Source organism: Streptomyces sirii (genome assembly GCF_045690365.1).
GTDB classification, from domain to species: domain Bacteria; phylum Actinomycetota; class Actinomycetes; order Streptomycetales; family Streptomycetaceae; genus Streptomyces; species Streptomyces sirii.
Window position 1 is genome coordinate 7198677 of the sequence record NZ_CP147982.1, and the last position, 21938, is coordinate 7220614.

A 21938-nucleotide genomic window follows, 5' to 3' on the forward strand; every position below is an offset into this window, starting at 1 on the left:
CGCTCCTCGGCGCTAAGTGCGCATGATCTCGGGCTCGTGCCGCCGCAGCAGCTTGGTCACCACGAAGCCGAGGACCAGCGAGAGCACGAGCATCATGCCCATGTTGAGCAGCCAGACCCCCGGCGTGTGCTGGAACAGCGGATCCGAGGTCCCCTGCGGCATCAGGCGGTGCAGATCGATGGTGCCCGCCATGGCGCCGAGCGCCCATCGGGACGGCACCAGCCATGCCAGCTGCTCCAGCACCGGTACGCCGTTCAGCTCCAGCAGCGCACCGCAGAACACGACCTGGACGATCGCGAGGAGGACCAGCAGCGGCATGGTGACCTCCTCCTTGCGCACCAGCGCGGACACGAACAGGCCGAGCATCATGGCGGTGAACGCCAACAGCGCCACCGCAAGGGTGATTTCGATCAGTGGCGGCAGCAACACGCCTTTGCCGCCGGGCGCGTTCAGCTTGACGCCGATCAGCGCCACCAAGGTCAGCACCACGGCCTGGACGACCGTGATCAGGCCCAGGACCAGCACCTTGGACATCAGATACGCCGAGCGGGACAGGCCGACGGCTCTCTCCCGCTGGTAGATCGTCCGCTCCTTGACCAGCTCCCGTACCGCGTTGGCGGCGCCGGTCAGCACCGCTCCGACGCACAGGATCAGCAGGGCGTTGATCGCCGAGTCGCCGGTGAGCGCGGACCCGGCCAGCGCGTGCGCCATCGCACCCATCACGAACGGCAGCGCGACCATGATGATCAGGAAGGTCCGGTCGGCGGTCAGTGCCGCCGCATACCTGCGGACCAGGGTGCTCAGCTGCGCGCCCCAGCTCTGCGCCTTGTGCGCCTCCACCGGGCCCGTCGGCGCCTCGGGCGCGCGCGGGGGCTGGTGGGAGTCCATGGCGATATAGCGCCGGTGCTGCGGCGAGGCACGGTACTCGTCCGCCCAGGCCCGGCCCCGGTCGTTCTCGAAGGCTTCGAAGGCCTCCGGCCAGTGCGCGTAGCCGAAGTAGGGCAGCGCCTCTTCGGGCGGTCCGTAGTAGGCGATCGTCCCGCCGGGCGCCAGCACCAGCAGCCGGTCGCAGACGTCCAGGCTCAGCACGCTGTGGGTGACGACGATGACGGTGCGGCCGTCGTCCGCCAGGCCGCGCAGCATATGCATCACCGAGCGGTCCATACCGGGATCGAGGCCGGAGGTCGGTTCGTCGAGGAAGAGCAGCGAGGGCTTCGTCAGCAGTTCCAGTGCCACGCTCACCCGCTTGCGCTGGCCGCCGGAGAGGCTGTGGATGGGCTGGTCGACCCGCTCGTCGAGGCCCAGTTCGTGGATCACCTCGTCGACCCGCGCCTGCCGCTCGGCCTTCGCGGTGTCCTCCGGGAAGCGCAGCTGCGCGGCGTAGCCGAGGGCGCGCCGCACGGTGAGCTGCAGATGCAGGATGTCGTCCTGCGGTACGAGTCCGATGCGCTGGCGCAGCTCGGCGTAGTCGCGGTAGAGGTCGCGGCCGTCGTAGAGCACCGTGCCCTCGTCCGCGGGGCGCAGCCCGGTCAGCGCGTTGAGCAGCGTCGACTTGCCCGCGCCGCTGGGGCCGACCACGGCGAGCAGCGACTTCTCACCCACCGGGAAGGACACCCGGTTCAGCAGCGTCTTGTTGCCCTTGTCCACCCGGACGCTCATGTCCTGGACGTCCAGTGACACCTCACCGGTGTCGATGAACTCCTGTAGCTCGTCGCCGACGAGGGCGAACGCGGAGTGGCCGATGCCGACGATGTCGCCGGGGGCCATCGGGGCCCGCTCCACCGGCTGGCCGTTGAGGTAGGTGCCGTTGTGGCTGCCCAGGTCGACGATCTCGAAGCCCTCGGGGCCCGCCCGCAGTTCGGCGTGCCGGCGGGAGACCGAGAGGTCGTCGATGACCAGGTCGTTGTCGGGCGAGCGGCCGATCCGGGTGGTCCGGGCGGCCGGGATCGGCCGGATGGAGGTGGGGTGGCGGAAGGTGCGGGTGCCGGCGGGGTGGGAGACGGCGGACGGCCGGTCGACCCGGCTCGGCCGCGGCACCCCGGAGAGCACCGCGCACGGCCCGTCGGCGGGATTGCCGAAACGGATCACGCTGCCCGGTCCGACCCCGGTCTCCTGGATGCGCCGCCCGTCGGCGAAGGTGCCGTTCGTGCTGTTCTCGTCGTGCACCATCCAGTGGCCGGCCTCGGCCCGCAGGACCGCGTGGTGCCAGGAGACCCTGGCATCGTCCAGTACGACCTCGCTCCGCGGGTCCCGCCCCACGTGATAGACGCGCCCGGGGCTCATCACCTGGGTGCCGCCGTCGGACTCGACGACGAGTTCAGGCGCGGTGGACGCGTCCGGCCGCTCAGCCATACCAGGATTTTACGGCGCCCGGCCCCGCCCCGCCTGTTCGCGCACCCGCGCCGCAGCACGCAAAGTCCCTACCCAAAACGGCATTTCGGGGTATGACCGCCCCTTATGCGAGCGAATACGACCGGTTACTCGCGAGAAAGGGCGCAGGTCAACTAAGGTGAGCAATTCGATTAGCCCAACCTGTAAATTCCATGGAAATGCCGGAATTTGCCGTGCTGATCGAAGGAAGTCCTGTCGAACCAGGACGCAAAGTGCAGAACAGGGCTACGTGGTGTCGGCAACACCGCTAAACGTCGGCTTTGTAGGACCCAGCCGGCTCGTCTGTCATGCCGGACACGACGGTGCCGGTCCCTTCTTATTCACCTACCTCTAGAAGGCAAGGCAGAGATGGCACGAGTCTCCCGACAAGACCCCCCGCAGTTCCCCGGCCAGCGGGCGCACCCCGTCGACGAGGTGCTTCCCGTCGGCAAACTCACGCTCTACGGCTTCCAGCACGTCCTCGCCTTCTACGCGGGTGCGGTGATCGTCCCGATCGTCCTCGGGAACGCTCTGGGCCTCTCCCGTGCGGAGCTCGTCTATCTGATCAATGCCGACCTGCTGACCTGCGGTATCGCCTCGATCATCCAGGCCCTCGGCGTCTGGAAGATCGGCGCCAGGCTGCCTCTGGTCCAGGGTGTGACCTTCACCGCGGTCTCGCCGATGATCGCCATCGGCCTGGGGGCGGGCGGCGGCACCGCCGGACTGCTCGTCGTCTACGGCGCGGTGATCACCGCCGGCATAGCGACCTTCCTCTTCGCGCCCTTCTTCAGCAAGCTGGTGAAGTACTTCCCGCCGATCGTCATCGGTACGATCCTCACCGTCATCGGCCTCACCCTCATCCCGCAGGGCCTGCAGGACGCGGCCGGCGGCGCGCAGTTGAAGGGCCACCCCGAGTACGGCGACACCAAGAACCTCCTGTACGCGCTGGGCACCCTGCTGTTCATCCTGCTCGTCGTCCGGCTCGGGAAGTCGTACCTGAGCAGCCTCGCCGTCCTGCTCGGTCTGGTCGTCGGCACCGGGGTCGCCTGGCTTCTCGGCGACGCGGACTTCAGCGCGGTGGGCAGCGCCGACTGGTTCGGCGTCAGCACGCCGTTCCATTACGGAATGCCCAAGTTCGAGGTGTTCCCGATCATCGCCATGGTCGTCGTCATGCTGATCACGATGGTGGAGACCACCGGAGACGTCTACGCCATCGGGGAGATCACGGGGAAGAAGGTCGACAACGCCACCGTCGCCAACGCGCTGCGCGCCGACGGTGTCGCCACCGTCCTCGGCGGTGTCTTCAACTCCTTCCCCTACGTGGCCTTCGCCGAGAACATCGGCCTGGTGCGGATGTCGAAGGTGATGAGCCGCTTCGTGGTGGTCGCGGCCGGCGGTTTCATGATCGTCATGGGGCTGCTGCCCAAGGCGGGCAGCGTGGTGGCCGCGATTCCGCACCCGGTGCTCGGCGGTGCCGCGATCGCGATGTTCGGCATGGTCGCCGCGGTCGGCATCCAGATCCTGGGCAAGGTGGATCTGCGCGAGGAGCGCAACGCCCTGATCCTGGCGGTCAGCCTCGCCGCCGCACTGCTGCCGGGCGCGGTCGCGCCGTTCTTCGAGCGGATGCCGGAGGACGTCCGTGCGGTCCTCAACAGCGGCATCACACTGGGCAGCCTGAGCGCCGTCCTGCTGAACCTGTTCTTCAACGTCTTCACCGGCCGCAAGTCGATGGAGATCGACTGGGACGAGATCGAGGACGACGAGCCGGCGGACGCGCACCAGCCGGCCGCCGCGCACGAGCCGGCGGACCCGTACGGCCGGCCGGGCCCGCCGCACCCGCGGGACGCCTACAGCCCGCCGGCACCGCAGCACCCGCAGGGCGGCTACAACCCGCAGACCACGCAGGGCATGCCGGCCCCGCACGACCCGCAGGGGCCGCCCTGGGGGACCTCCGCCCACTGAGTCCGCCAACGGCCGCGGGCGGGGAGGGAACCGGATTCCGGCCCCTCCCCGCCCGCCTGCCCGCCGCCGTCCCCCCCGGGTGCCGTCAGTGCGTGGTCACGGTGTTGAACGGCGGCGCCTCGCCCGCCTCGCCGATCAGCTCCCAGAAGTGGTCGGCCAACCTGCGCAGATACGCCGAGCGCTCGGCCGCGACCTCCTTGAGCCGGGAGTCGTCGTTGCGTGCCACCACATGCCCCATGTAGCGCTCGGAGAACTCCGCGAACTCGGCGTGCATCGCGCGCAGCGCGTCGCTCACCCGGGTCTTGTTCAGTGTGGTGATCTCGGTGACCGGTCCGACATGCGCCTTCCAGCGCCCGTCGATGGCCGCCCGGATGTGCCCGGCCAGTTCGTCGTCCCGGCCCATCACCCCGATCAGCTTGCGCAGCGACAGCCCCAGGGCCTCCACCAGCGCCTTGGTCTGCCGGTAGTCGCCGCTCCACTGCTGCGCCGACTCGGCGGCCCAGTACCGGGCCGGGTCCATGCCGATCAGCTGCGCCAGCCGCTCCACGCTCAGCTGGCGGGCCATCCGGTGCTCGGCGAGCGTCCGCGGCTCGACGCCCATCAGCGCGGTCGGCGGGCACCACAGGACGTCGGCGAGCACGAACAGCTGCGGCTCGGTCGGAATCTGGGAGCCGTACTCCCAGGCCTCGATCAGCTCAGGACGGACCGGCGCGCCGCACGCCGTCATGGCCTGGGCGACCTGAGCCGTACTCAGGCCCACCCGGGCCCGCGCGGATCTGGCCTCTGCGGGAGAGAAGGGAGTGCTGTACACGTACGGGACACCTCGCTGCACCCTTCGATCGAGGGGCGCTTGGGGGGCGGGGGGCTGGAGGAACCTCCAGGGGCGGGCAGATTAACAGATGGTCCATACGTACGAAGCTCCAGTTCCCTTGGAGTCGAAGGTTCCGGTGCCGACGGATGGGCGGGCGCGAGAGATGTGCACTATCTGTCCGATTTCGCTCATCAACTCGCTTACTGGGTATAGCCGATGCCTCGGTGCTTACCGGGCGGTAGACCGGCGTGAGATCGGCCGGACGGCGGTCTGTAATCAGAGCGTTACGTGGATGAGGGAGTGGTGTCACAGTGATCCACGAGGCTGACGTTGCGTTGCCGACCGACCCCGCCCCGCGGAGCCGGCCGGCAACGCACCCGACATCCGGTCCTCCCCCCACAAATCCGATCAGGATGGGACCCCTCATATGCGATCAGTGCCGGAACGCGCCTGCGCGTTCCCCAGCTTGGAGCCCGCCTTAGCGGCCCTGTGCCCCTGCCTCCTCGTCCGTCCCGCGGAGAGACGGACGCCGAGAGCGACCGGGGCGTCGCGCCCGCCATGCAGCTGACGGCCATGCGGCCGGCGGCCGGCTGACGGCCGAAGGTCCGGAAACCGCCGCATACCCGGCGACCGGATCCGCTTTCGCATGTCTCCTTGCACGAAAGGACATTCCCAGGTGCTCACTTCGCACCACGGCAACTCCCAGGGCTCACCCCTGGCCCTGCTCGACGACGGGGACCGCGCCCCGCACGACGCCGCCGCCCACGCCCGCGACGGCGGGCACGTACTGGTCGTCGGCGCTCCGGGACCGCGCCTGGAGCGGCTCACCCGGACCCTGCGCGCCACCGGCCACGAGGTCAGCCACGCCCCGCCCGGCGAGGTCGACCGGCGCATGCGGCAGGCCCACCCGGACGCCGTCGTCGCCCTCGACGAACACGGCGCACACCTCAACAGCGGCCTCGCGGTGATCCGTGAGGTCCGTGCCGCGTCCGCGGGGCGGGCGCTGCCGCTGCTCATGGTCACCGCCACCCCGGAGCCGGCCGGCGTGGTGGACATGCTGCGCCACGGCGCCGACGACTGCATACCCGAGGCCTTCGATCCGGGGGAGCTGTCCGCCCGCATCGAGGCCAAACTCCGCCGGGTGCCCGTACCGGTCGAGAGCCTGCCGCGCGATCCGCGCACCGGGCTCTACTCCCATCCACACTTCCTGGACGAGCTCGACCGCGAGCTGCGGCGCCCCGAAGCCGCCCGGCACGGCGGTGTGCTCGCCGTGGTCTCGGTGGCCGAGATGGCCACACTGGAGGCCCGGCTCGGGCAGCGGGTGCGCCGGGAGGTCGCCGAGCGGCTGGCCGGCCTGGTCAATGGGGTATCCCCTGCTCGAGCGGAGTCGAGAGCTTGGGGAGGGCTCGGCAGCTTCTGCGACCGGCTCGGCTGGGACGACGACGGCCGTCTGCTGATGCTGCTGCCCGGCGTCGACGAGGAGACCGCCCGCCGGGGCCTGGAGCGGTTCGCCGCCAACGTGGCCGGCACCCGCTTCATCGTCGCCGACGAGAACGTCCGCCTCACCCCGGCCATCGGCTGGCTGCCGCTGACCGGACACACCGACGGCACCGAGGCCGTCGACCAGGCCCGGGACGCCGTACAGGAGGCGCTGCGCCACCGGGATCTGCGGCCGGTGCGGTACGCGCCCTGGATGCGCGGCGCACCGCACCGCCACCGGCCGCTGAGCGCGCTGCTGCGTCCCGCCCTCTCGGCGCTCTCCCCGGTCCTGGCGCTGCTGATCGGGGTCGCCGCGCCGTTCCTGCTCTACCAGCAGACGTATGCGCTGGGCTGGGACCTGGGCTCGGCCATGTACTGGGTGGTGGTGGCCGGACTGGTGCTGTCCGCGCTGCTGATCGTGCTGGAGTGCCTCTTCTCGCTCGACGCCGGGAGCCGCCCCGAGCGCCCCGGGGCGCCGTACCCACCGGCCAGCGCCGTCATCGCCGCCTATCTGCCCAATGAGGCCGCGACCATCGTCGACACCGTCGAGTCGTTCCTGCGGCTGGACTACCCCGACGAGTTGGAGATCGTGCTGGCGTACAACACGCCGCATCCGCTGCCCGTCGAGGACACCCTGCGCGAGATCGCCGCCCGCGACCCGCGGCTGGTGCTGCTGCCGGTCGCCGGCTCCACCTCCAAGGCGCAGAACATCAACGCGGCGGTCACCCGCGTCCGCGGCGAGTTCGTCGGCATCTTCGACGCCGACCACCACCCCGCCCCGACCGCCTTCAAGGACGCCTGGCACTGGCTGTCCAACGGCTACGACGTCGTCCAGGGCCACTGCGTGATACGCAACGGCGAGAGCTCCCGGGTCGCCGAACTGGTCGCGGTGGAGTTCGAGGCGATCTACGCGGTCAGCCACCCGGGCCGCACCCGGCTCTACGGATTCGGCGTCTTCGGAGGCTCGAACGGCTTCTGGCGCACCGACCTGCTCGCCCGCACCCGGATGCACGGCTCGATGCTGACCGAGGACATCGACTCCACGCTGCGCGCGCTGGGCGAGGGCGCCCGATTCGCCGTCGACCGCACCCTGATCTCCCGCGAACTGGCGCCCACCACCTTGAAGGCCTTGTGGAACCAGCGCTCCCGCTGGGCGCAGGGGTGGCTGCAGGTCTCCCTCAAACACCTGTGGCGCGGTCTGCGCTCACCGGTTTTCACGGCACGTCAGAAGCTCGGCCTGTTCGTCCTGCTGGGCTGGCGCGAGGTGCAGCCCTGGCTGACGCTGCAGATCCTGCCGATCCTGCTGTACTCGGCCTGGCGGGCCGGCGGCCTGCACCGGCTGGACTGGGCCGTGCCGGTGTGCGTACTGGCCGTGCTGTTCACCATGGCGGCCGGTCCCGTGCAGGCGCTCTTCGCCTGGCGGCTGGCGGTCCCCGAACTGCGCGCCCGCCGCCGGTGGTTCTGGTCGTACTTCCTCGTCTCGACGTTCTTCTACAGCCACTTCAAGAACATGGTGGCCCGGCAGGCCCATCTGAAGGAGGCGTTGGGCGACCGGCAGTGGCGGGTCACGCCCCGGGCCGCCACCAAGGCGGTGGCCCGCCGATGAGCGCCGAGGCCGCCCCCGCCCGCAACCGGGCGAGCGCCATCGACGGCTTCCGCGGGCTCGCCGCGCTGAGCACCGTCGCCTTCCACGTCTGGCAGCAGTACTTCCGCTACGACGCCGAGGGCGCCCACCCGCCGGTCGACGACCCGGCGCTCGGCGCGGTGCTGTCCCTCGAAGTGATCGACCTGTTCTTCGTGCTGTCCGCGTATCTGCTGACGCTGTCGTACGCGCGGGCCGCGATCGACGGGCGCTCGACGAAACCCGCCCGGCTGTTCCTCTTCCGGCGCACGATCCGGATCCTGCCGCTGTACGTCCTGGCGGTGCTGGTCGTCTGGGCGATGCGCAACCCGACCCTGCCGGGCGACTGGCGGGACCTGGTCGAGCACCTCACCTTCACCCATGTCTTCGACCGGCAGCGGATCTTCTACACCCTGGGCCCCACCTGGTCGCTCTCGCTGGAGGTGCTGTTCTACCTGCTGCTGGTGGCGCTGGGGCCGCTGGCGGTCCGCGCCTGCCGGCCGCTGCGACGGCGCGGCAGCCGGGTGGCGGTGTGCGCGGCGGGGTGTGCGGCGCTGTTCGCCGCGCCGCTCGCCTGGATCGCCGTCGCCCACTACGTGTTCGGTGTGCCGCACACCGACTGGGTGGTGTACTTCGGCCCGCAGGCCCGGTTCGGCGGTTTCGCGGCCGGGATGGGGCTGGCCGTGGCGGTGGTCGCGCTCGGCGACCGGGGCCGGCTCGGCCCGCGCACCGCGCTGCCGCTGGCCGGGGTGGGGCTGGCCGGGCTGTTCGCCCTCTCCCTGGACTCCGGACCGGAGAACTTCACCTTCACCTTCTACCACCCGCTCGCCTCGCTGCTCTGGGCCGGACTGGTCTTCGGCACCGTCCACGTACGGCAACAGACTTTTTGGCAACGGATGCTGACGGCCCGTTGGCTCACCACCGTCGGGCTGATCAGCTACTCCCTGTTCATCTGGCACGAGCCGGTGATGCTCCAGCTCCACAAGGCCGGGCTGCTGCCCGTCGGCCAGTCGGGCTTCCCGTTGGCCATGCTGATCGTCTTCGCGGTGGCGCTGCCCGTGGCGGCGGCGAGCTACTGGCTCGTCGAATACCCGGCGAGCCTGCTCGGCCGCCTCAAGGACCATCGCGGCCGGCCGCGCGAGTTCTATCCGGAGCCCGCCACCCGCTGACCGTCCTCGCCCGCCCCTTCGCCGGGGACCCGCGCGGTGTGCGCCGGGTCCCCGGCGAAGATCTTGTCGAGGTGGTAGTCGAGGGTGCGACGCACGTCGTCCAGCGTGCGGCGCTGGTGCAGCACATCGCCGCCCAGCCCGACCGCCCCGGAGACCAGCAGATCGGCCTCGTGCCAGGCGTCGAGGCCGGGCGCGGTCCGCCCGGCGGCCTGCGCCGCCCCGATGAGGTCCGCCACCAGCCGCTCCAGGGGCGCTTCGGCGGCGAGGAACACCTCGGCCAGCGCGGGATCGGTCAGGCTCCGGGCGTAGTAGGCGGCGAACACCCTTAGCGCGGTGGCGCGTTGGGCGTCCACGGGAAGGAACTCCTCCAGCACCGCGCGCAGCAGGGCGCGCGGGTCGGCGGGATCGTGCGGGACCCGGGTGCGGGCGATGCGCTCGTTCTCCTCGTGGAGCATGTGCAGCGCGGCGACCAGGAGTTGGTGCTTGCTCTCGAAGTGGTACTGCACCGCGCGCAGCGACACCCCGGCCTCGGCCGCCACCTCCCGCAGGCTCGCGGCGTGCAGTCCCCGCTCGGCGGCGATCCGCCACAGCGCCTCGGCCACCTGACGGCGCCGGCGGGCCTGGGCGCCGGTCGTCGCCGGTCGCTCGGCGGCCGGAGCCGGCGTCTGCTTGCGCCGCCGGTAGGCCTTCGCCTGGCAGCTGCGCGAGCAGTAGAGGGCCGGCCGGCCGCGAAGGGGAGGGGCGAGCGCCGCACGGCACATCCGGCACACCGGCCCGGCCGCCGGCTCCTTTTCGTCACGCATATTTCCCCTTTCCCACACCTGAAATTGTGTGACGAAAAGCGAATTCACCAGTGAATTAGCCGCTGGTCGTCACTTTCCCAATGATACGTTCGTAACGTCCTGGGGGCGCGCAATAACCGACGCGCAATGCGACAGGAAATCCGACGCGCAATGCGGCGCGGAACTCTACGAGGGGACTTTGGGGACACCGATGAAGTACGACATCCTGCAGGGCATCGGCGCCGTGGTGATGGTGCTCTTCGCGCAGGGCGCCATCCGGCTGCTCGTCGACCACGGCAACACCGGCCTCCTCGGCTGGCTCGGCGGTGGCTTCGGCGTCGCGCTCACCGCGCATCTGGCGCTGGTCGCCCTGGGTGTGCTGCTGACCGGCTGGTCGCACGACAAGGCCAAGGCGCTCGGCCGACGCGGCTGAACCCGCCCGGCGGGCCGGCCGGGCGGGTTCAGGGGGCGTTTCGGCCGTCAGCCGACGTGGACGCGCGGGCGCCGGGCCGGGTCGGGCTCCGCGCGGCGCAGGACCTCGCGGGTGACCGGCGCGACCTCGCCGTCGCCGAAGACCAGGAACCGCAGCAGATGGCTGAACGGGTGACCCTCGGTCCAGTTGAAGTAGGCGTGCGGGACCTGCCCGGTGTGCTCGCGCAGCTGCATCAGCACCGCGGCGATGGTGTTGGCCACACCGGCGCCCTCCACCCGAAGGATCTGCGCCCCGTACCGCTCCTCGCCCTGGACGTGCAGATCGCTGGTGAAGTCCGAGGAATCCCGGACGGTCACCTCCAGGAACAGCACCGGACGGCCGTCGGGGATATGGGTCTCCTCGCGCTGGCTGTACTCCTTCTCCCGGTACTCCGCCGCGTCCCGCTCGTCGGGCTCGTTGGCGATCACCCGCAGCGGCCCGGCCGCCGTCGCGGCGTCGATCAGGCGCACCGCGGTCTCGTCGAAGTCGACCTGTATGGCGCGCAGTTCGAAGGCGCGGTGGACGCGGGAGGCGAAGGAGGTCAGCAGGATGCCGAGGATGAACAGCAGCGCGATCTTCAAGCCGTCGGGCCGCTCGATGACATTGGTGATCAAGGTGTAGCCGAACACCAGGGTGATGGCGCCGAATCCGACGGTGGCCGCACGCAGCCGGCGGTGGCGGGCGGCGACGGTGGAGGCGAAGGAGGCCGAGAGCATCAGCACCAGCACGCCGGTCGCATACGCCCCGCTCTGCTCGTCGACGCTGGCGTCGAAGACGAAGGTGACGCCGAAGGCGATCGCCAGGAAGATCAGCACCAGCGGGCGCACCGCCTGGGTCCACTCCGGGGCCATGCCGTAACGCGGCAGATAGCGCGGTACGAGGTTCAGCAGCCCCGCCATCGCCGAGGCGCCGGCGAACCAGAGGATGGCGATGGTGGAGATGTCGTAGACGGTGCCGAAGGCCTCGCCGAGCTGCTCGTGCGCCAGATAGGCCAGGGCGCGGCCGTTCGCCGAGCCGCCGGTCCCGAACTCCTTCTGCGGTATCAGCAGGGTGGTGGCCAGGCTCGACAGCAGCAGGAAGCAGCTCATGATCAGGGCCGCGGTGGTCAGCAGCCGCCGCGTGCCGCGGATCCGGCCCGCCGGCCGCGCGTCGGTGTCGGTGGCCTCGCCCCGGATCTGCGGCATCACGGCGACACCGGTCTCGAAGCCGGACATGCCCAGCGCCAGCTTGGGGAAGACCAGCAGCGCCACCCCGACGATCGCCAGCGGCGAGGAGTGCTGGGCGCTCATCGCGCTCCACCAGTCGCCGACCACCACGGGGTGCGAGACGACCTGCCAGGCCGAGGTGGCCAGCACCACGACGTTGAGCACCAGGTAGGTCCCGACGAGTCCGACGGCGATGCCGATCGCCTCCCGGAATCCCTTGAGGAAGACCGCGCCCAGGGCCGCCAGCAGCACCAGCGTGATCCACAGGTTCGCGCCGTGCAGCGCCTGCGGGGCGAACGGGTTCTCCACCACATGCGCCGAGGCGTCCGCCGCCGACAGCGTCATGGTGATCACGAAGTCCGTGGCGGCGAACCCCAGCAGCACCAGGACCAGTAGCTTCCCCGCCCACCAGGGCAGCAGCCGCTCCAGCATGGCGATCGAGCCCTCACCGTTGGGGCTCTCCTTGGCGACCCTGCGGTAGACGGGCAGGGCGCCGAGCAGGGTCAGTGCGATCAGTACGAGGGTGGCGAACGGCGAGAGCAGTCCGGCCGCCAGCGCCGCGATGCCCGGCTGGTAGCCCAGGGTCGAGAAGTAGTCGACGCCCGTGAGGCACATGACGCGCCACCAGGAGTGCCCCTTGTGCTCGGCCGGCGGGGTGCCGTGCGGCCCGGGGTGACGGGCGGTGCGACTGCTCAGTCCGTCCAGCAGCCAGCCGCGCCACCGCTGGGCGGCGGGGGCGGCCGGCGCGGGGTCCGCCTGTGTGGGGGTGGTCATGCGGATGCGTCCTGCCGTTCGTCGGTCATGGGTTCGGGCTGCTTTCGGCAACGAGGAGCGAGTATGCAACACCGTGCGCCCGGCGATCCGGCCCGCCCCGCGCCCGGCGACATCGGCCGCGCCGGGCCCCGGCGTCAAGGCCGTGTCAGAAACCGGCCGCAGTCCGTACGTACCGCGTCAACAGACGCCTCCGCGGTGCTCGGGCACCGCCGGGACGCGCAGACTGACGGCAGGGCTCAAGGCCCATGGCAGGAGGTGCTTCCCATGGCTGCGCTTCACCCCCCGACGCCGCTCCGGCGCCCGCGCATGGTGCATATCGCCGGTTTTCCGCGCGCCGTGCCGCGCCCGCCGCGCGTCGCCCACCGGGCGCCGCCCACCCGCACCCTCGCCGGCGACCTCGCCGTGCCGCTCGGCGGCGTCGGCGCGGCGCTGCTGGCGACCGCCCTGCTGCTGACCGGCCAGACTCCGCACACCGCCGTCGCGCTCGCCGTCTTCACCGCGCTGACCCTGGCCGTCTGCGCGCTGGCCAGACCGCTGCTGGTGCCCGCCGTCGCCCTGGTGTGCTGGCTGTTCTACGACGGGTTCGTGCTCAACCAGCGCTCGGACCTGGCCTTCCGGCAGCCCGACCGGACGAGCCTGCTGGTGCTGCTCCTGGCCGGCCTTGCGGGCGCGGGCTGCGCGGCCGCCGTTCGCGCGCTCCGCCGGCAGACGGCGGCCGGCCCCGGCACCGGCCGCTGAAGCAAGGAGGTCAGTGGCAGTGGCAGCGGCACCGGTGGTGGTGCCGCTGCCCGGCGGCGCACCGCCGGCGGCGGGCGGCCCGGCGCGCTCTGCCCGACGCGCCCAGGAACCCCAGCCCGATCCCCAGCATCCACGCGTCCTTGGCCATCGGAACGCCGTCCGGGGTCGGCCGCAGACTGCCCGGCTCCCGCATCCCGGGGACCCGCAGATACAGGCCGACCAGCCCGCCGGCGAACCCGGTCAGCGCCAGCCCGGCCAGCCGGGTCGGCACGAACGGCGCGAGCAGCGCGCTCCCGACCGCGACCTCGGTGCACGCCAGCAGCCGGGTGAACCGCTCGGCCGGAATCCTCTCCAGGAACGGATACGCCGTACGGGCCATCGCGTGCAGGCCCTCGGCGGTGTCCTGATCCGCCCGCAGCTTCATCAGCCCGGTGTTCAGGATGAACGCACCGGTGGCCAGTCGCGGGGCCACATCACGGGCTTGGGGCAGCGGCACCATCGAGCCTCCAGATCGGGTCGTCGGCCCCTTCACCGAGGCTAGAGCCACCGCGGTGGATCCGCTCGGGCTGATCCACCACAAGCGGCCCGGCCACCGGCCCCGGGCATCTCACATCGTGGGCACGTCGTCCCACTGGTCGAGGATGTCGTCCACCGACTCCGGACCGGGTTCCGGCCTCTCGCCGTCCAGGGACTGCTCGGTCCAGATGACCTTGCCGCCCGGGGCGTAGCGGGTGCCCCAGCGCTGGGCGAACTGGGCGACGAGGAACAGGCCGCGGCCGCCCTCGTCGGTGGTCGCGGCCCGGCGCAGATGCGGTGAGGCGCTGGTGCCGTCGGAGACCTCGCAGATCAGGGCGCGGTCGTGCAGCAGTCGGACCCGGATGGGCTGGGCGCCGTAGCGGATGGCGTTGGTGATCAGCTCGCTGAGGATCAGCTCGGTGGTGAACGCGATCGACTCCAGCCCCCAGGACTCCAGTTTTCCCAGGCAGGCGGACCGGATGCGGGCGACGGCCGCCGGGTCCGAGGGCACCTCCCATTCGGCGACCCGAGCGGGGTCCAGCAACCGGGTGCGGGCCACCAGCAGGGCGATGTCGTCGCTGGGATGCTCGGGCAGCATCGCGTCGAGGACCGCCGTACAGGTCTGCTCCGGGGTGCGCTCCGCGCCGGACGCCAGGGCGGTGCGCAGCAGCTCCAGACCGGTGTCGATATCGCGGTCGCGGTGCTCGACCAGCCCGTTGGTGTACAGCACCAGCCGGGAGCCCTCGGTCAGGGTGAGCTCCGCGGTCTCCACCGGCACACTGCCGCCCAGGCCCAGGGGCGGCGAGACCGGCACCTCGGGGAAGACGACACTCCCGTCGGGGCCGATGAGGGCCGGTCCCGGATGGCCCGCCCTGGCCACGGTGGCCCGGCCCCCGACCGGGTCGTAGATGGCGTACAGGCAGGTCGCGCCGGTGATCCCGGTACGGCCGCCCTCCGGGCGGACGGCGTCGGCCTCGCTGCTGACGCCCGGCCAGACGGCCTCGTCGTCCGCCGGGTTGCCCTCGCCCGCGGCCCCGCCGGCCGCCCGCGCCTCGTCGGTGTCGATATGGCTGACCAGTTCGTCGAGGTGGTTGACCAGCTCGTCGGGCGGCAGGTCGAGCGCGGAGAAGTTGTGCACCGCGGTACGCAGCCGGCCCATGGTGGCGGCGGCGTGCAGACCGTGTCCGACGACATCGCCGACGACCAGCGCGACCCGGGCGCCGGGCAGCGGAATGACGTCGAACCAGTCGCCGCCGACGCCGGCCTGCGCGGGCATATAGCGGTGCGCCACCTCCAGGGCGGACTGCGCGGGCAGGGCCTGCGGCAGCAGGCTGCGCTGCAGGGTGACGGCGAGGGTGTGCTCGCGGGTGTAGCGGCGGGCGTTGTCGATCGAGACCGCGGCCCGCGCGGCCAGTTCCTCGGCGAAGGACAGATCGTCCTCCGTGAAGCCACCGGAGGCCGCGGACCGCCAGAAGTTGGCCAGTCCCAGCACCACCCCCCGCGCCTGGAGCGGGACGGCGATCACCGAGCGGATGCCGACGTCCAGGATCTGCTGGGTGGCCGTCGGATCCTGTCCCCGCCACTCGTTCGAGCTGCTCATATCGTCCACGAGGACCGGGTAGCCGCTCTCCAGACTCGACGCCATCGGCGTGCCGGGCGGGAATCGGAGCACCTCGCCGACCTGGTAGACGGGCGAGTCCTCGGTGACGCCGCGGACCGCCATCCGCCGCAGATCGGTGCCCGACCCGCTCTCCGGCTCGTCCCCGCGCAGCACCGGCTCCAGCAGCTCGACGGTGACGACGTCGGCGAAGCGGGGGACCGCGACATCGGCCAGTTCCTGGGACGTCTGCGACACATCCAGCGTGGTGCCGATGCCCAGCCCCGCGTCGTAGATCAGTTTCAGCCGCTCCTGGGCCACCTCCGCCGCGCCGGAGACCGCCCGCAGTTCGGTGGTGTCCCGCAGCGTCACCGCGCACCCGGTCGGGCCGCCGTGGGGGGCGGTCGGGCGGACGTTGACGGCGAGCAGCCGGTCGCCCGCCAGGTGCACCTCGTCGGTCACCTCCCCGCCGGCGGTCAGCAGTGCGCCCAGCCGCGGCTCCAGGCCCAGGTCGGCGACCGGGAGCCGGTCCGCCACCGCGCTGTCGGGCAGGTCGAGCAGCCGCCGTGCCTCGTCGTTGGCCAGCAGCAGCCGCCCGTCACTGCCGATGATCAGCACGCCCTCGCGTACGGCGTGCAGCACCGCGTCGTGGTGGTCGTACATCCGGCGCATCTCCGCCGGATACAACCCGTGCGTCTGCCGCCGCAGCCGACGGTTGATCAGCACCGCCCCGACGGTGACCAGCAGCAGCGCCGCGACCGCGAAGCCGAGCAGCAGCGGCAGCTGGTCGACCACCCGCTCGTCGGTGCTCTGGATGCGGATGCCGACGGACACCAGCCCGGCGATCGAGCGGTTCCGGTCGACGACCGGGACCACGGTGTTCACCGCGGGGCCGAGGGCCGAGGGGAGGGTGGAGGTGAACGCCCGGCCGCGCAGGGCCGGCCGGTAGGAGCCGCCGACGACACGCTTGCCGATCAGGCGCGGGTTCGGGTGGGTCCAGCGGATGCCGTCGGGACGGAACACGACGATGTAGTCCACGCCGGAGCCCTTCCGGGCCGCCTCCGCCTGGGGCTGCAACACCGCGCTGGGGTCGGTGGACTTCATGGCGGCGAGGATGCCCGGCGCGTGCGCGAAGATCTCGGCCCCGACGACCGAGCGCTGACGGGCCTCCTGCGCGAGCGCGCCCCGGGCCTGGAAGACCAGGGCCAGCATGGCCGCGACGACCAGCAGCACCACAAGGGCGAGCTGCAACACGAACACCTGGCCGGCGACGCTGTGCGCCTTCAGCAGCGAGCGGAGGGGCTGCCGGGGGGAGGGCGACGACCCCTTCGGGGCGTCACCCTCTCGCCGGAATTTTTCCGTCATGCCCCATATTTAGCATTCTGACGCACTGTGAGGTGATCAGCTGCGGCGGCGTTGTGCCGCCGCTTCGGGGGCGGCCGCCGGTCGATTCCCCATGATTCCGGCCGGATTCCACCCCTTGCTCGACGTCCGGCTGCCCTGGGTGGCGCAGGCCCTATTGAGCGATGCTTAGCGGCTCCCTATGCTCGGCAGCCCTCGATGCACCGTCCGTCGATGCACCGCGTGATACGAGCCGCAGCCCGCCAGGAGCCCGGATGAGCTTCAATCTCGCGACCGCTCTGCGTGAATCCCGCCGATCCCACCCGGACAAGCCCCTGTGCCACATCGGGGAGCTGACCGTCACCTACGCCCAGGCCGACCGGGCGTCCGGCCGTATCGCGGCCACGCTGCGGGCCCTGGGCCTCGGGCCCGGCGCCAGGGTCGCCGTCCAACTGCCCAATGTGCCGCAGTTCCTGTTCGCCTACTTCGGCATCCTCAAGGCCGGATTGGTCATGGTCCCGCTCAACCCGCTGCTGAAGGCCCCCGAGATCGCCTACCAGCTCCACGACGCCGACGCCCAACTCCTCATCACCTTCGAGGAGTTCGCGGACCAGGCCGTCAAGGGCGCCGAGCTCGCCGACGGCGTCGCCACCTACGTCGTCCCGCTGCCCGGCAGCGACCGGACGTTCCCCGGCACCCGCCCCTACGAGGAGCTGTACGCCGCGAACGACACCGGCGAGATCGCGCCGACCGGCTCCGACGACACCGCCGTCCTGCTCTACACCAGCGGGACCACCGGCCGCCCCAAGGGCGCCGAGCTGACCCACTTCCAGCTCTATATGAACTGCACCGTCACCGGCGAGGTGTTCGGCTACCGCCCCGACGACGTCGCCCTCGCCGTCCTGCCGCTCTTCCATGTCTTCGGCCTCTCCGGCGTCCTCAACATGGCCGTACGCCACGGGGGGACGCTCGCCCTCGTACCGCGCTTCGAGACCGCCGCGGTCCTCGACGCCCTCGAACGGCACCGCTGCACGATCTTCGCCGGCGTCCCCACCATGTACACCGCCCTGCTCCAGGCCGACATCGCCGGCCGGGACCTCGGCGCGCTGCGGGTCGGCGTCTGCGGCGGCGCGCCGCTGCCCGGCGACATCCTCCGCGCCTTCGAGGCGAAGTTCGCCGGCGTGGCCATCCTGGAGGGCTACGGCCTGTCGGAGACGGCCAGCACCACGACCTTCAACATCAGCACCGAGCAGCGCAGGGTGCTCTCGATCGGCAAGCCGATCTGGGGCGTGGAGGTCCGCATCGTCGACGACACCGGCGCCGTACTGCCGCCGGGCCCCGACCAGGTCGGCGAGATCCTCGTCCGCGGCCACAACGTCATGAAGGGCTACCACCAGAGGCCCGAGGAGACCGCCGAGGCGCTGCGCGGCGGCTGGCTGCACACCGGAGACCTCGGCCACCAGGACCACGACGGCTACTTCTTCGTCGTCGACCGCAAGAAGGACCTGGTCATCCGCGGCGGCTACAACGTCTACCCGCGCGAGGTCGAGGAGGTCCTGCACACCCATCCCGCGGTCGCCGAGGCCGCGGTCGTGGGCCGCCCCGACGACCGGCTCGGCGAGGAGGTCGTCGCCGTCGTCAGCCTCGCACCCGGTGCGCACACCACCCCCGAGGACCTCACCGCGCACTGCCGGCAGCAGCTGGCCGCCTACAAATACCCGCGCGAGATCCGGATCGTCGACGCGCTGCCCAAGGGGCCCACGGGAAAGATCCTCAAGAAGGAGCTGCGCGCCGGCCTGTCGCGCCCATGACTTCGGCGCGTCGCGTCACGCCGCCTGCGCCGGGCCGAGCTGGCGGTCGATACGGCCGATCAGTTCGGCGCGGCGGAGCCGCAGTTCGGCCGGGGCGCAGGTGAGGGCGATACGGTGCGCCTCGACCAGCGGGCCGAGCTCCGGGGGCGGCTCGACCACACCGGTGAAGAGCGGCGCCATCCAGGCCGCCGTCGGCGCCTGCACCGGCTCGTCGCCCGGGAGGGCGGGGGTCGGCGGCATCGGACCGGCCTGGCCGTGGAGCATGCGGGCGGTGAGGATGGCCGCCTCCCAGACGCGCATGCTCTCCAGCCGGACATGGGAGGCCAGTTCGTCCCGCAGCGCGCACAGGTCGCTCCAGGCCTGCTCGTGTTCCCGTAGAGCCTCGCCGGCCCGCCCCACCAGCCAGGCGTAGGTCATCCGGGCGCGCAGCAGACCGCGACGGGCCTCGGCGGCGCTGTCCGCGTACGGGTTGTGCGCGACGACCTTCATGGCCACGGCGGTGATCGCGAGCACCAGCATCAGCACCGCGACCCAGCCGGGCGCGTACCGGGCGCCCTCGATCGCCCCCTCCTCCACCGCGGTGTCGCGGGCCCGCAGCACCGCCCACACGGTGACGGTGAACAGCACGGCGGCCAGGTAGAGGGCGGGCAGAGCGAGCGAGCCGAGCAGCGCGAGGGCGGGGCGGCGCTCGCGGAGCGCGTGCAGCCGTTCGCGTATCCGGTGCAGCGGGGCCGCGATGGCGTGCCCGGACAGCATCAGGGCCAGGGCCAGCACGACACCCGGCAGGAAGGAGACCGTCTGCTCGATCAGCGAGACCGATTCCTCGCTGACGGTGAGGTACTGGAAGACCCGCATGAAGTACCACGCGTCGAACACGGCCATCGCTGCGACGACCGGCCAGCGCAGCACCCGGATCCACATCTCCCGGCGGCGCCGGTCGTGGGCCCCGTCCTCGACATGGCGGGCCTCGACCCCCTCTTGGGTCGTCCGGGCCGTCCGGAGGGAGGCGGCGGCCTCGAAACGGGCCAGGGACTGGATGGTCTCCTCGGTTCTGGCGTGGGCGGTGATGGTACGGGCGCGTGCGGCGGCGAGTTGGTCGCGGTTCTGGCCGACGAGCTCGGCGACCTCGCGGGCCGCGCGCAGCAGCATCCGCATCTCACCGTTGTCCAGGTGCTCGGGCTCCCGTTCGGGGCCCTGCTCGGCGCCCTTCACCAGGTGCCGGATGTCGCATCCGCACCCGTGGTGACAGGGGGTGCCTCGGTGCTTGTGGGACATGGCCGAGTCCTTTGCTTCAGAGCTGTGTACGTCGGGGAGTCGGGCGGAGGGCCGGGAGCCGGTCAGCGGCGCACCGTCACGGCGACCTCGACCCGGCGGTTGCAGGCCATGGCCGCGTAGTCCGGTGCGCCGTCGCGGTATTCGGGGGTGCAGCTGGGCCGGTCGTCGGAGTAGCCGCGCACAGTGGCGACGGCGATCTGGCGCTGGACGAGAGCGGACCGGACGGCCTTGGCGCGGGCCAGGGAGAGCTGCCGGCCGTGCTGTTCGCTGCCGCGCGAGTCGGTGTGCCCGAAGACGGCGACGGAGAGCGGGTGCAGCTCCCCGACCCGGCGTGCGACGTCGTCGAGCGTGCCGCGGGCCGTCGCGGACAGCTCCGCGCTGTCGGTCGCGAACAGGACCGAGCCGGGGAGGGTGAGGGTGGTGACCCGGCCGGCCGGCCGCTCCGAGACGGCGGGGAAGGCCACCTCGGGTTCGGTCTTCCCGGCCTTCTTCCCGGACCCGGTGTGCTTTCCGGCCGCGTGGGACCGGGCGGTGGCGGCCACCTTGCAGCGCGCGGCACCCGAGGCCTCGCACAGCCGGGTCCACAGCGAGGTGAGCCAGGCGGTCTGCGGGGACGACGGGGCCCGACCCCGGGCGGTGCGGCCGATGCCGACCAGGCTCACCTCGGCGCCCTTGAGATCGGGGAGTTCGCCCGCCGTGCGGCAGCGCCGCACGATGGCCTCGATCTCCGGTACGCCGTCGAATCCGGCGGAGCGCAGATCGGCGCAGCCGGTGTTCGCCAGTCCGTCGGTCGCCACGACGATCCGGCGGCGGCCCCCGCCCGGGGCGAGCTGCTCGGCAGCCGCGGCGAGGGCGCCGAGCACATCCGTGCGGTCGGTGCTCGGCTCCGTGGCGGACAGCTGCCGCAGCCGCTTCTCCAGGCAGCCGCGCCGGGCGTCGCGCCGGTCCTGCTTGAGCGTCTCGTTGCCCTTCGCCGGTGTGACGGGCACCCGGTCCACCTGCCAGTCCACGGTGGCCCGGGTGCCGTCGAAGCCGGCGACGGAGAGCAGCTGGCCCTCCAGCTCCGGCAGCGCGAGCCCCGGGGCTGCCAGCAGGGTGGCCGGCCAGTCCGGTACCCGGGCCGTCGGCGCGGCGGCCTTGTCCGGCCGGGTGGAGGAGCTGCGGTCCACGAGTACGACGGTCCGCCTGCGGGTGCCGCCCGCGTCGTCGGAGGCACTCGTCAGCCAGGTGCAGGGCCGGGCCGTGGGCATGTCGAAGGCGCCGCAGCCGCTGCTCGCCATGACGGCGGTCAGGGTCAGGGCCAGGGCGACGAAGCGGCGGGGGGATATGCGTGTCAGGGGCATCGCTGGGCTCTCCAAAGGTGAGGGGAATCCGCATTTATGACTGTTGTCGGGCAACGCGAGGGGAGTTACTGGGAGCCTTCGACCACCCGGCGCCAGGAGGTTCTCCGTGTCCAGCTCCGTTCCCCCAGCCCCCCGCACCGCCGGAGGTTCCGGCGCGGACGAGGGCGGCGCCGTCGGCCTCCGGTCGGGGCTGGCCGTCTACACCTCGCTCCAGGCGTCGGCCCAGTTCGCCGACACGAAGGTCGGCATCCTCGGGGCCGTCCAGGTGGCGCTCGCGGCCACCGCCGTCCCGCAGGGCGGCGTGGTACGCGAGGCCTGGGGGCGCGGCGGCCTCGGGGCCGGGGTCGCCGTCGCCCTGCTCGTGCTGCATGTGGCCGCGTTCCTGCCGGCCGTGTACTGCGTCGTCCAGGCGCTCCGCCCCCGGCTGGGGCCGCCCCCCGCCCCGAACCGGTTCAGCCTGCCGCTGCTGGCCGCCGCCGACGGCAGTCCCCCGCCGCCGGACGAGGCCGGCGAGCGGGCGGAGATCTGGCAGCTGATACCGGTACTGGCCCGGGTGGTGATGGCCAAGCACCGGTACATCGCCCGGGGGGTGGTCTGGACGGGGCTGATGGCCGTGGCCGCGGGGCTCTCCTTCCTCGCCGGTCCGCTGTTGGCCTGAGCCGCTCGGCGGCC

15 protein-coding genes are annotated in these 21938 nt (G+C 71.9%); 7 read left to right on the forward strand and 8 right to left on the reverse strand.

Translation table 11 applies throughout. The annotated features are described in order from the left end of the window. Nucleotides 1–12 precede the first annotated feature (12 nt). The gene (locus tag WAB15_RS32010; protein ID WP_407288365.1) at nt 13–2352 is read right to left on the reverse strand and encodes an FHA domain-containing protein; all 2340 of its coding nucleotides are present in this window, start codon (nt 2350–2352) and stop codon (nt 13–15) included. 387 nt (nt 2353–2739) lie between these two features. On the opposite strand from WAB15_RS32010, the gene WAB15_RS32015 reads away from it, so the two are divergent. After that, complete coding sequence (locus WAB15_RS32015; protein WP_407288366.1) at nt 2740–4332, forward strand: solute carrier family 23 protein; 1593 nt, start codon at nt 2740–2742, stop codon at nt 4330–4332. An 85-nt stretch (nt 4333–4417) separates the two neighbouring features. On the opposite strand, the gene WAB15_RS32020 is transcribed toward WAB15_RS32015, so the two are convergent. Then, entirely contained in the window at nt 4418–5143 is a 726-nt protein-coding gene (locus WAB15_RS32020; protein ID WP_399146352.1) for a transcriptional regulator, read from the reverse strand. A 676-nt stretch (nt 5144–5819) separates the two neighbouring features. Between WAB15_RS32020 and WAB15_RS32025 the strand changes: the two genes are divergently transcribed. Next, on the forward strand, nt 5820–8228 hold the full coding sequence (locus WAB15_RS32025; RefSeq protein WP_407288367.1) for a glycosyltransferase: 2409 nt from the start codon (nt 5820–5822) through the stop codon (nt 8226–8228). Beyond that, entirely contained in the window at nt 8225–9412 is a 1188-nt protein-coding gene (locus tag WAB15_RS32030; protein ID WP_407288368.1) for an acyltransferase family protein, read from the forward strand. The genes WAB15_RS32025 and WAB15_RS32030 overlap by 4 nt, the downstream gene beginning before the upstream one ends. Here the strand turns inward: WAB15_RS32030 and WAB15_RS32035 are convergent. Next, entirely contained in the window at nt 9388–10215 is an 828-nt protein-coding gene (locus WAB15_RS32035) for a TetR/AcrR family transcriptional regulator (RefSeq protein ID WP_399146355.1), read from the reverse strand. The two genes, WAB15_RS32030 and WAB15_RS32035, sit on opposite strands and share 25 nt — an antisense overlap. A gap of 190 nt (nt 10216–10405) precedes the next feature. Between WAB15_RS32035 and WAB15_RS32040 the strand changes: the two genes are divergently transcribed. Beyond that, entirely contained in the window at nt 10406–10627 is a 222-nt protein-coding gene (locus WAB15_RS32040; protein ID WP_399146356.1) for a hypothetical protein, read from the forward strand. A gap of 47 nt (nt 10628–10674) precedes the next feature. Here the strand turns inward: WAB15_RS32040 and WAB15_RS32045 are convergent, their stop codons facing one another. Further along, the gene (locus tag WAB15_RS32045) at nt 10675–12645 is read right to left on the reverse strand and encodes an amino acid transporter (protein ID WP_407288369.1); all 1971 of its coding nucleotides are present in this window, start codon (nt 12643–12645) and stop codon (nt 10675–10677) included. A gap of 264 nt (nt 12646–12909) precedes the next feature. On the opposite strand from WAB15_RS32045, the gene WAB15_RS32050 reads away from it, so the two are divergent. Further along, nucleotides 12910–13383, forward strand: coding sequence for a DUF4118 domain-containing protein (locus tag WAB15_RS32050; protein ID WP_407288370.1), 474 nt, complete (start codon nt 12910–12912; stop codon nt 13381–13383). Nucleotides 13384–13393: 10 nt separating this feature from the next. Here the strand turns inward: WAB15_RS32050 and WAB15_RS32055 are convergent, their stop codons facing one another. Then, entirely contained in the window at nt 13394–13882 is a 489-nt protein-coding gene (locus WAB15_RS32055) for a hypothetical protein (protein ID WP_407288371.1), read from the reverse strand. 108 nt (nt 13883–13990) lie between these two features. Beyond that, nucleotides 13991–16861: a SpoIIE family protein phosphatase gene (locus tag WAB15_RS32060; protein ID WP_399146360.1), complete on the reverse strand. Its 2871-nt coding sequence runs from the start codon at nt 16859–16861 to the stop codon at nt 13991–13993. Between the two features lie 251 nt (nt 16862–17112). Between WAB15_RS32060 and WAB15_RS32065 the strand changes: the two genes are divergently transcribed. After that, nucleotides 17113–18648 (forward strand): long-chain-fatty-acid--CoA ligase, encoded by a 1536-nt coding sequence (locus WAB15_RS32065; RefSeq protein WP_407288372.1) that lies wholly within the window; start codon nt 17113–17115, stop codon nt 18646–18648. Nucleotides 18649–18663: 15 nt separating this feature from the next. Here the strand turns inward: WAB15_RS32065 and WAB15_RS32070 are convergent, their stop codons facing one another. Next, nucleotides 18664–19923, reverse strand: a complete 1260-nt coding sequence (locus WAB15_RS32070) for a hypothetical protein (RefSeq protein WP_399146362.1) — start codon at nt 19921–19923, stop codon at nt 18664–18666. Nucleotides 19924–19985: 62 nt separating this feature from the next. After that, on the reverse strand, nt 19986–21266 hold the full coding sequence (locus tag WAB15_RS32075) for an OmpA family protein (RefSeq protein WP_407288373.1): 1281 nt from the start codon (nt 21264–21266) through the stop codon (nt 19986–19988). 106 nt (nt 21267–21372) lie between these two features. Between WAB15_RS32075 and WAB15_RS32080 the strand changes: the two genes are divergently transcribed. Further along, nucleotides 21373–21924, forward strand: a complete 552-nt coding sequence (locus tag WAB15_RS32080) for a hypothetical protein (protein ID WP_407288374.1) — start codon at nt 21373–21375, stop codon at nt 21922–21924. Nucleotides 21925–21938 lie beyond the last annotated feature (14 nt).

Coding starts and splice junctions, on each gene's coding strand:
- WAB15_RS32060 (WP_399146360.1), bottom strand. CDS start 16,861: ATGACGGAAAAATTCCGGCGAGAGGGTGACGCCCCGAAGGGGTCGTCG.
- WAB15_RS32065 (WP_407288372.1), top strand. CDS start 17,113: ATGAGCTTCAATCTCGCGACCGCTCTGCGTGAATCCCGCCGATCCCAC.
- WAB15_RS32015 (WP_407288366.1), top strand. CDS start 2,740: ATGGCACGAGTCTCCCGACAAGACCCCCCGCAGTTCCCCGGCCAGCGG.
- WAB15_RS32075 (WP_407288373.1), bottom strand. CDS start 21,266: ATGCCCCTGACACGCATATCCCCCCGCCGCTTCGTCGCCCTGGCCCTG.
- WAB15_RS32010 (WP_407288365.1), bottom strand. CDS start 2,352: ATGGCTGAGCGGCCGGACGCGTCCACCGCGCCTGAACTCGTCGTCGAG.
- WAB15_RS32070 (WP_399146362.1), bottom strand. CDS start 19,923: ATGTCCCACAAGCACCGAGGCACCCCCTGTCACCACGGGTGCGGATGC.
- WAB15_RS32050 (WP_407288370.1), top strand. CDS start 12,910: ATGGCTGCGCTTCACCCCCCGACGCCGCTCCGGCGCCCGCGCATGGTG.
- WAB15_RS32040 (WP_399146356.1), top strand. CDS start 10,406: ATGAAGTACGACATCCTGCAGGGCATCGGCGCCGTGGTGATGGTGCTC.
- WAB15_RS32030 (WP_407288368.1), top strand. CDS start 8,225: ATGAGCGCCGAGGCCGCCCCCGCCCGCAACCGGGCGAGCGCCATCGAC.
- WAB15_RS32045 (WP_407288369.1), bottom strand. CDS start 12,645: ATGACCACCCCCACACAGGCGGACCCCGCGCCGGCCGCCCCCGCCGCC.
- WAB15_RS32035 (WP_399146355.1), bottom strand. CDS start 10,215: ATGCGTGACGAAAAGGAGCCGGCGGCCGGGCCGGTGTGCCGGATGTGC.
- WAB15_RS32055 (WP_407288371.1), bottom strand. CDS start 13,882: ATGGTGCCGCTGCCCCAAGCCCGTGATGTGGCCCCGCGACTGGCCACC.